A 7,830-nucleotide genomic window follows, 5' to 3' on the forward strand; every position below is an offset into this window, starting at 1 on the left:
GGTGCTACCACTTATCATGTTACCCTGCATGGATTAAAATCCAGCATGATTGTATCTGCATCTCCTTCAGGAAGCCTCAGCATTTTCAAAAAAATTAAAAATAAACTGTAACCTTTAAAGACCAACAGCGTCTTATTAGTATCACTCACATAGATAAACCTTAAGCAATGAAAAAGTTCATGACTACACTGGTTGTAGTAACACTCAGCCTTACCAGCCTCTTCGCTAACAACAGCAAAAATCCTAACAACATTGATGAGCGTGTAGAAAAAAGTTTTAAAAAAACATTTGCTGCAGCAGAACAGGAAAGCTGGAGCCGCGTAAACAACCTGAACAAAGTTCAGTTCAATTTAAATGGTCAGGTATTATTTGCCTACCTCGATGATGAAGGTACTTTAGTAGGCGTTTACCGGAACATCCTTTCTACCCAACTCCCCATATCCCTACTGACAGAAGTGAAAGAGCAATATGGAGACTACTGGATCACCACCTTATTTGAGGTTGCCAATGAAGGTACCACCGCTTATTATATTACGTTGGAAAATGCCGGCCAGCAACTTGTATTGAAAAGTGAAAACAGCGCAACCTGGTCTGTTTTTTCCAAAGCAAAAAAATAATACCGACGATTTTTCTCTGAGGTTTTGTTGGAAAGTCAGCCCCATCCCGTAAGGTGGGGTTTTTTAGTTTACCTTTGGCGTCCAAAAACCACGTTAACATGAGTAAAGGTCCGATTTCTCAATTCATTCAACACCATTACCGCCATTTCAACGCGGCTGCTTTGGTGGATGCTGCCAAAGGATATGAGCAACATTTGCTGGAAGGAGGAAAAATGATGATTACCCTGGCCGGTGCCATGAGTACGGCCGAACTGGGCGTATCACTGGCAGAAATGATCCGCCAGGATAAAGTGCAGATTATCTCCTGTACCGGGGCCAACCTGGAAGAAGATATAATGAACCTGGTTGCCCACAGTCACTATAAAAGAATTCCCAATTACCGTGATCTTACTCCCCAGGAAGAATGGGATTTACTGGAACAGGGTTTAAACCGCGTAACCGATACCTGTATTCCGGAAGAAGAAGCGTTCCGGAAGATCCAGCACCATATTGCCAAAATCTGGAAAGATGCGGATGCGGCGGGTGAACGATATTTCCCGCATGAATACATGTACAAATTACTGAACAGTGGTCTGATGAAAGACGATTATGAAATTGATCCGAAAGACAGCTGGATGATTGCCGCCGCTGAAAAAAACCTGCCCATTATTGTACCTGGCTGGGAGGACTCTACCATGGGAAATATTTTCGCTTCCTATGTTATCAAAAATGAATTAAAAGCAAGCACCATGAAAAGCGGTATCGAATACATGGTGTGGCTGTCTGACTGGTACCGGCAGAATTCTGCCGGAAAAGGCGTAGGCTTTTTCCAGCTGGGCGGTGGTATTGCAGGAGATTTCCCGATTTGCGTGGTACCCATGATGTACCAGGATCTGGAATGGCATGATGTTCCTTTCTGGGCTTATTTCTGCCAGGTAAGTGATTCTACCACTTCCTATGGTTCTTATTCCGGAGCGGTTCCGAATGAAAAAATAACCTGGGGTAAACTGGGCATTGATACGCCTAAATTCATTGTGGAGAGCGATGCTACGATCGTAGCCCCCCTGATTTTCGCCTATATTTTGGGAATGTAATAATCCCTTTTTACCAAAAAAGCCGTTCGCATGCGAACGGCTTTTTTTATTAATTTTTTTTATCTCTCCGGTCTTCCCGGCGATCCCGGCGGTTTTCTTTACGATCCCGTTTGTCTTCCTTTCGGTCGGCAATATCTTCCCGTTTATCGCGGATATCTTCTGCTTTATCCAGAACACCGCCATCGTGGCGGGCATCCCGAACATCTTCCCGGCGATCCCGACGGTTTTCTTTACGGTCGGCGATATCCTCCCTCCGGTCAGCCAGGTCTTCGGCCCGATCCAGTTTTTTACGGGTAGATTGCGCGGCCGCGTCGGTATTAATTCCGCTGAGGGCCAGTACCGATAAGGCCAGTAGAATAGTTTTAAGGGTGTTTTTGGTGTTCATGACGAATGTTTTCTAAGGTGGTTATATAGTATTTACGTATATATTGACCAGCTATTGTTCGCCAGGTTTAAAACACCCTAAAAAAATTATCGGGTCATGGTCGGAATCTCAAGGTCACGCTTCATCATCTGTTCCCGGTTAGCCATTTCCCAGGCGGTATAAAACACCAGCTGCGCTCTTTTTTTCAGCAGGGAATAATTTATTTTATCAGGGGTATCGGTAGGCATATGATAGTCGGCTTTCAGCATACCATCGTAGTAAAAGATTACCGGTACTCCTTTGCGGGCAAAATTGTAATGATCACTGCGGAAATAAATCCGATTCTGATCATTCGGATCATTAAACTTATAATCGAGGGTTAGTTTGGTATATTTTTTATTGGCTGCTTCGCTCAGCGGTTTTAGTTCCGTGCTAAGTTTATCATCGCCCACAACATATACATAACTAAGCGTATCGGCAGATTTACGTTCCGTATCTACCCTGCCGATCATATCAATATTTAGATTAGCCGTTGTTTTTTCAAGCGGTACAGCCGGGTTATCGCCATACCAGGCAGACCCCCACAGCCCTTTTTCTTCCCCGCTCACAGCCATAAACAGTACATTTCTGCGTGGCCCGTTACCGGCTGCCTTGGCTTTTGCAAACGCTTCCGCCATTTCAATTACACCAACCGTACCGGAACCATCATCATCGGCACCGTAATAAATAACATTTCCTCTTTTACCCAAATGATCATAATGGGCAGTTACCACCAGCCACTCGTCCTTTTTGTCGCTGCCTTCTACATAACCCAATACATTGGTGCTTTCCAGTGCCTGAACCTGTTTGTTCAACTGCAGCAGCAGGTTGGCTTTATACAGTTTAGCCGGGGAAGCGGTGCTGGTAGCTTTGGAAGCAATGGCTGCCCAATCGCTCCCTATCAGTTTTTCTGCTACCGCCGCCGAAATAGAATACAAGGCGGCATTCTGCTCGGCCGAATACAGGTTCACGTACATATTTCCTAAAGCCGGCACATTGGTACGGGGAAAACCGCCCGAAACAACCAGCAGGGCTGCAGCTCCTTTTTCCACCGCTTTCTGGTATTTTCCATACAAGCCGGAGGGCGCCATAGCTCCTTTTTGCTGGGTGGTATAATCGGCGGGTTTATCATCCAGGATTACAACCGCTTTGCCTTTTACATTCAGGCCGTTGTAGTCATCGCGGTTGCCATCCACGATACCATGGCCGGCAAATACGAATTCAGAAAAATAATAGTCGCCATTCCTGGTCATCCTGGCATTCGGAAGGAAATCCTTATTAATGCTGAAGCTTGTCTCATTTACTTTAATTGTTCCACCCAGAATAGAGTCTCGGTAAACGGGAAAACTCATCTGATATGCCCCCTGGTTCCCTGGCAGCAGCCCCAGCTTCTTAAACTGATCTTCAATATAGGCGGCCGCTTTCCGCTGGCCTTCCGTAGCAGTTTCCCTTCCTTCCATTTCGGGCCCGGCAAGGATAAACAAATGGGTACGAAGATCTTCTTCCGTAATAGTGGCTGCAAATTTTTGTGGATTGGCTTTTTTCTGCGCAAAGCCCGTAGCAGCCGGGAATAATCCCAGCAGTAATAAGATTTTTCTCATTGTACTTAAACTGTTAAGGCAGCAATTTAAGGAAAAGAGGGGCAGTTTTGGGAGAGTAAAAAATCATTTCGGTCTGGCGACGGAAAGCATAAAAAAAGTCCCGTTGGACAAACGGGACAAATTTTTTCAGACATAGACGGTACATCAACTAATCATTGTTCTCAGTAGATAGGACGGACGGTTTGCTAATACTTTCTACCGGGCTCTTTTCATAGGATCAGGAAAATTGGCTTTCAACGGATTCGGGTCGGGTCGGCTTTCAACAGGTTTGGATTCGGTTTCTCTACGGATTCGGGTCGGCTTTCAACAGGTTTGGATTTGCTACGGTTTAGGATTCAGGGGTCTCAATAGGGGGTCGATTCGAATTCGCTCCGGGCTAATTCCCTTTTGCTGATACAAAGATGCTACAGCAATTTTGCTCCTTAAAATCATTTCGACCCTCAAACAAAAACCGTCGATAAACGGGAGTTATCGACGGTTTTTTGGAAAATCAGGTCGTGCGCACGGGCCTACATACAGGCGATTTTATTAACCCGGTTGCCATGCCGCCCACCTTCGAATTCGGTCGTATAAAAGGTTTCAATCAGTTGGATGGCATAAGGCAGCGCAATAAAGCGGGCAGGAAGGCAGATAATATTGCTGTCGTTATGCCGGCGAACCAGTTTGGCTACTTCATTATCCCAGCACAAACCCGCCCTTACCTGCTGGTGTTTATTTGCTGTAATAGCCACGCCATTTGCAGATCCACAAAGCAGAATCCCAAAAGCTGCCTTTCCTTCCGCCACAAAAGAAGCAGTGGGGTGTGCAAAATCAGGATAATCGACTGAATTAGGGCTGGTAGTGCCAAAATCCTTTACGGTAAAACCAGCATTTTCAAGGTATGTTTTGATAGCTTCTTTGTACTCGTATCCGGCATGATCACATCCAATAGCAACCGGCAAAGATTTATTAAAAACTGTCATAATAAGCTGCTTTAATATCATTTATAAAATTACATCTTCACCCTTACCCCTCCACCTTGCTCCTTGCTCCCTTCCCTCAACTCCACTCAACTCCACTCCACTCATCTCATCTCATCTCATCTCAACTCCACTCATCCTTCGGCTTCACCAGAAACTCATCATTCTTATTCACACGGGCTGCTATACCAATACTTATCTCGTAAAGGAACCAGAGCGGTACGGTCACAATTAACTGGCTCAATACATCCGGGGGTGTAATTACCGCTGCCAGTACCAGGATAATAACCACGGCAAATTTACGGTAGGTACGCAGGAACTGGGCGGTTACCAGCCCTATCTTGGCCAGGAAATACACTGCCAGGGGAAGCTGGAATACAACCCCCGTGCCCACCACCAGGGAAACGATGTTATCGATATAATCCGATACGGTAAAGGTATTGGCGATCATTGGGCTGAGGGTATAGGCCGCAAAAAAGTTAACGGTATACGGGGCAATCAGGAAATACCCGAAAGCAACCCCCAAAAAGAATAACAGGGATACCCAAAAAATCATTCCCCCGGTACGTTTTACCTCTTTTTCAGTTAATGCCGGCCGGATAAATTTCCAGAATTCCCAAAAAACATAAGGAAAGGCAATGATAAACCCGCCTACAAATGCGATTGTAAAGCTCATCATAAACTGGCTGCTCATTTGGGTACTGATGAGTTTGAGGTTGATTTCCTCCATACACATAGCATCACCTAATCCTACCCAGTTACTGAACTTACACAAAGCCCGGTAGGTAATGAAATCCTTGTTAGCCGGACCCATCACCACTTCACCAAAGAAAAAATCCATTTTTATAAAAACAAGGACGGCGCCGAATAAAATGGCCAGCAATGCCCGCATAATATGCCAGCGAAGCGCTTCCAGATGGTCAATAAAAGACATTTCAGCCGCCGAACCAGATCCCCGTTTAAAGATACTTTTTGCCATAATTATAATAGGAGCCCGCTAAATTAAGAAATCCAACCCTGCGGAAGTGTTTATTCCCGGAATCCCCGCAATAAATCCGGAACATATTCGTTTTTTTCAGATAACCACCCAAAACCAATTGACCTATGGATAGAAAAGCCATGTATTACAACACGCATTCCATTAAAATTAACAGGGATAGCTACCGCCACAGCCTGCAGATCAGCCATTTCTTCCGATACCTGGTTTGTGTGTTGCTGAAAGGAGAATCACCCATCCAGCACCGCCCGGGTTATGCCCGTAATATCCGCCGTTACTAGTTTTTACTAACCCAACTCCATATTCGAGATGCCCTGGTAAAACCGGGGACGAAGCTCCGTCAACAGGCGGAGTTTTTTGTAAGAGCCTTACCTAGGAAAACAGGTATTCCACATCCTCTCTTGTAAGGTTTTTCACAAAACCCTCGTCGTCTGCGATCAGGTCACGGGCTAAAACCCGCTTCCGATCCTGTAACTGAAGGATTTTATCCTCGATCGTATCCTTACAAATCATCCGGTAGGCAAAAATATTTTTCGTTTGCCCGATCCGGTGAGTCCGGTCAATTGCCTGCTGTTCCACGGCCGGGTTCCACCAGGGATCCACAATATATACGTAATCGGCGGCTGTCAGGTTCAAACCCACGCCTCCCGCTTTCAAAGAAATCAGGAAAATCCGGCATTTATCATCATTCTGAAAGCGCTGTATGGCCTTTTCGCGGTCTATTGCCGAGGTACTGCCATCAAAATACTCAAACTCAACCTCCAGCTCTGTCAGTTTTTTACGGATCAGTGCCAGCATACCCAGGAACTGCGAAAATACCAGGGCTTTGTGATTGCTGATATTCTCCGTAATCTCCCGGCCCAATTCCTCCAGTTTAATGGAATGGTTTTCAAATTTTTCCTGCTCATTCAAAATTGCCGGGGAATCACAGATCTGCCGTAGTTTCATCAGGCCCTGCAGAATCGTTAACTGTGATTTCTGCATGCCCTGGCTTTCAATGGTGCCTAAAATCTTATCCCGGAAATCATTCCTGTAGGCATCGTATATCTTTCGCTGCTCCTCTTCCATTTCGCACCAGAGAATGGTTTCTGTTTTTTCCGGCAGATCCTTCGCCACCTGCTCTTTAGTTCTGCGAAGAATAAAGGGAAACAAAATTTTTCGGAGGTGGTCTTTCCGGTCCTGTTCTCCAAATTTATCGATCGGGATAGCAAACTCCTGGCGGAAAAACTCCATACTACCCAACATACCCGGGTTCAGAAAATTCATTTGGGCATAAATATCAAACGTATTGTTCTGCAAAGGGGTACCGCTCATGCAAAGGCGGTGTTTGGCCCTTAACAGGGAAGCCGCCTTCGTTACCTTACTGGAAGGGTTTTTAATGGCCTGCGATTCATCCAGTACCACGCAGTCAAATTCCATTTCCACCAATAATTTGATATCACTTCGCAGGGTACCATAAGTGGTAATGATCACATTTTTATTCTCCAACAGCGCCTTATTCCTGGTTCGCTCCCCCCCATGATGGATATGGTAACTTAGTGTAGGAGCAAATTTGCGGATCTCATTTTCCCAGTTGAACATGAGGGTAGTAGGACAAACCACCAATGCTTTCAGCCGATCATGTGTATCGCGGTAATGTTGCAGGAAACTCAGCGACTGGATGGTTTTACCCAAACCCATATCATCTGCCAGGATACCTCCCCAATTAACCTCGCTCAGGTAATTCAGCCATTGAAAGCCAAACGCCTGGTAGGGCCGGAGAATTGGTTGCAAATGTGCCGGCGGATCCACTTCCCGGATACTTTTAAACCCTCTTAGCCGATCGTATTTTTCTTCCAACTGCACAAAAAGCTCTTCCTCGTTCCGTTCGTTGTACAGTTCATCGATCACACTCATGTGGTATTTCGACAAGCGCAGGTTCTGGGCTTTCCCCTCACCGATCCGGAATAACAGGGAATAACGTTTGATCCATTCCTCCGGTAAAATACCCAGGGATCCATCATCCAGCTGCACAAACTGCTGCTTATTGGCCAGGGCTCGTTTAACTTCTGCTACCGTTACTTTCTGGTCGCCGAAAACAATGTCCACTTTCGCATCAAACCAGTCGGTATTGCTGCTGATCTGGATCCTGGTTTGCGGTTTGGCGGTATTTGAACCGGTAAGTTTTTTTGAGGGGCTTC

The 7,830-nt window shown here is 45.7% G+C and carries 8 protein-coding genes; 3 read left to right on the forward strand and 5 right to left on the reverse strand.

Annotated elements, in window-relative coordinates; all coding sequences use genetic code 11:
* Positions 1 to 167 precede the first annotated feature (167 nt).
* Both A1D16_RS19485 and A1D16_RS19490 read left to right on the forward strand, forming a co-directional pair.
* Positions 168 to 617 carry a hypothetical protein gene (locus A1D16_RS19485; RefSeq protein WP_290712640.1) on the forward strand — a complete coding sequence of 150 codons (450 nt, stop codon included), beginning with the start codon at positions 168 to 170 and terminating at the stop codon, positions 615 to 617.
* A 98-nt stretch (positions 618 to 715) separates the two neighbouring features.
* Positions 716 to 1,690: a deoxyhypusine synthase family protein gene (locus tag A1D16_RS19490; RefSeq protein ID WP_290712643.1), complete on the forward strand. Its 975-nt coding sequence runs from the start codon at positions 716 to 718 to the stop codon at positions 1,688 to 1,690.
* A gap of 49 nt (positions 1,691 to 1,739) precedes the next feature.
* Here A1D16_RS19490 and A1D16_RS19495 read toward each other — a convergent pair whose 3' ends face one another.
* From A1D16_RS19495 to tatC, 4 genes are all read right to left on the reverse strand, one after another.
* Positions 1,740 to 2,075: a hypothetical protein gene (locus A1D16_RS19495; protein WP_290712645.1), complete on the reverse strand. Its 336-nt coding sequence runs from the start codon at positions 2,073 to 2,075 to the stop codon at positions 1,740 to 1,742.
* A gap of 86 nt (positions 2,076 to 2,161) precedes the next feature.
* Positions 2,162 to 3,694, reverse strand: a complete 1,533-nt coding sequence (locus A1D16_RS19500) for a M28 family peptidase (RefSeq protein ID WP_290712647.1) — start codon at positions 3,692 to 3,694, stop codon at positions 2,162 to 2,164.
* 509 nt (positions 3,695 to 4,203) lie between these two features.
* Positions 4,204 to 4,656 carry a ribose 5-phosphate isomerase B gene (rpiB, locus tag A1D16_RS19505; protein WP_290712648.1) on the reverse strand — a complete coding sequence of 151 codons (453 nt, stop codon included), beginning with the start codon at positions 4,654 to 4,656 and terminating at the stop codon, positions 4,204 to 4,206.
* Between the two features lie 121 nt (positions 4,657 to 4,777).
* Entirely contained in the window at positions 4,778 to 5,632 is an 855-nt protein-coding gene (gene tatC, locus A1D16_RS19510; RefSeq protein ID WP_290712651.1) for a twin-arginine translocase subunit TatC, read from the reverse strand.
* Positions 5,633 to 5,757: 125 nt separating this feature from the next.
* Here tatC and A1D16_RS19515 point away from each other — a divergent pair, with 125 nt between their 5' ends.
* Entirely contained in the window at positions 5,758 to 5,931 is a 174-nt protein-coding gene (locus A1D16_RS19515) for a hypothetical protein (protein ID WP_290712653.1), read from the forward strand.
* 91 nt (positions 5,932 to 6,022) lie between these two features.
* On the opposite strand, the gene A1D16_RS19520 is transcribed toward A1D16_RS19515, so the two are convergent.
* Positions 6,023 to 7,830, reverse strand: a 1,808-nt coding sequence (locus A1D16_RS19520; RefSeq protein ID WP_290712655.1) for a DEAD/DEAH box helicase, incomplete at its 5' end; no start/stop codon positions are given.

Source organism: Flavihumibacter sp. CACIAM 22H1 (genome assembly GCF_001601815.1).
Classification (GTDB): domain Bacteria; phylum Bacteroidota; class Bacteroidia; order Chitinophagales; family Chitinophagaceae; genus Flavihumibacter.

Coding starts and splice junctions, on each gene's coding strand:
- A1D16_RS19485 (WP_290712640.1), top strand. CDS start 168: ATGAAAAAGTTCATGACTACACTGGTTGTAGTAACACTCAGCCTTACC.
- tatC (WP_290712651.1), bottom strand. CDS start 5,632: ATGGCAAAAAGTATCTTTAAACGGGGATCTGGTTCGGCGGCTGAAATG.
- A1D16_RS19495 (WP_290712645.1), bottom strand. CDS start 2,075: ATGAACACCAAAAACACCCTTAAAACTATTCTACTGGCCTTATCGGTA.
- A1D16_RS19500 (WP_290712647.1), bottom strand. CDS start 3,694: ATGAGAAAAATCTTATTACTGCTGGGATTATTCCCGGCTGCTACGGGC.
- A1D16_RS19490 (WP_290712643.1), top strand. CDS start 716: ATGAGTAAAGGTCCGATTTCTCAATTCATTCAACACCATTACCGCCAT.
- rpiB (WP_290712648.1), bottom strand. CDS start 4,656: ATGACAGTTTTTAATAAATCTTTGCCGGTTGCTATTGGATGTGATCAT.
- A1D16_RS19515 (WP_290712653.1), top strand. CDS start 5,758: ATGGATAGAAAAGCCATGTATTACAACACGCATTCCATTAAAATTAAC.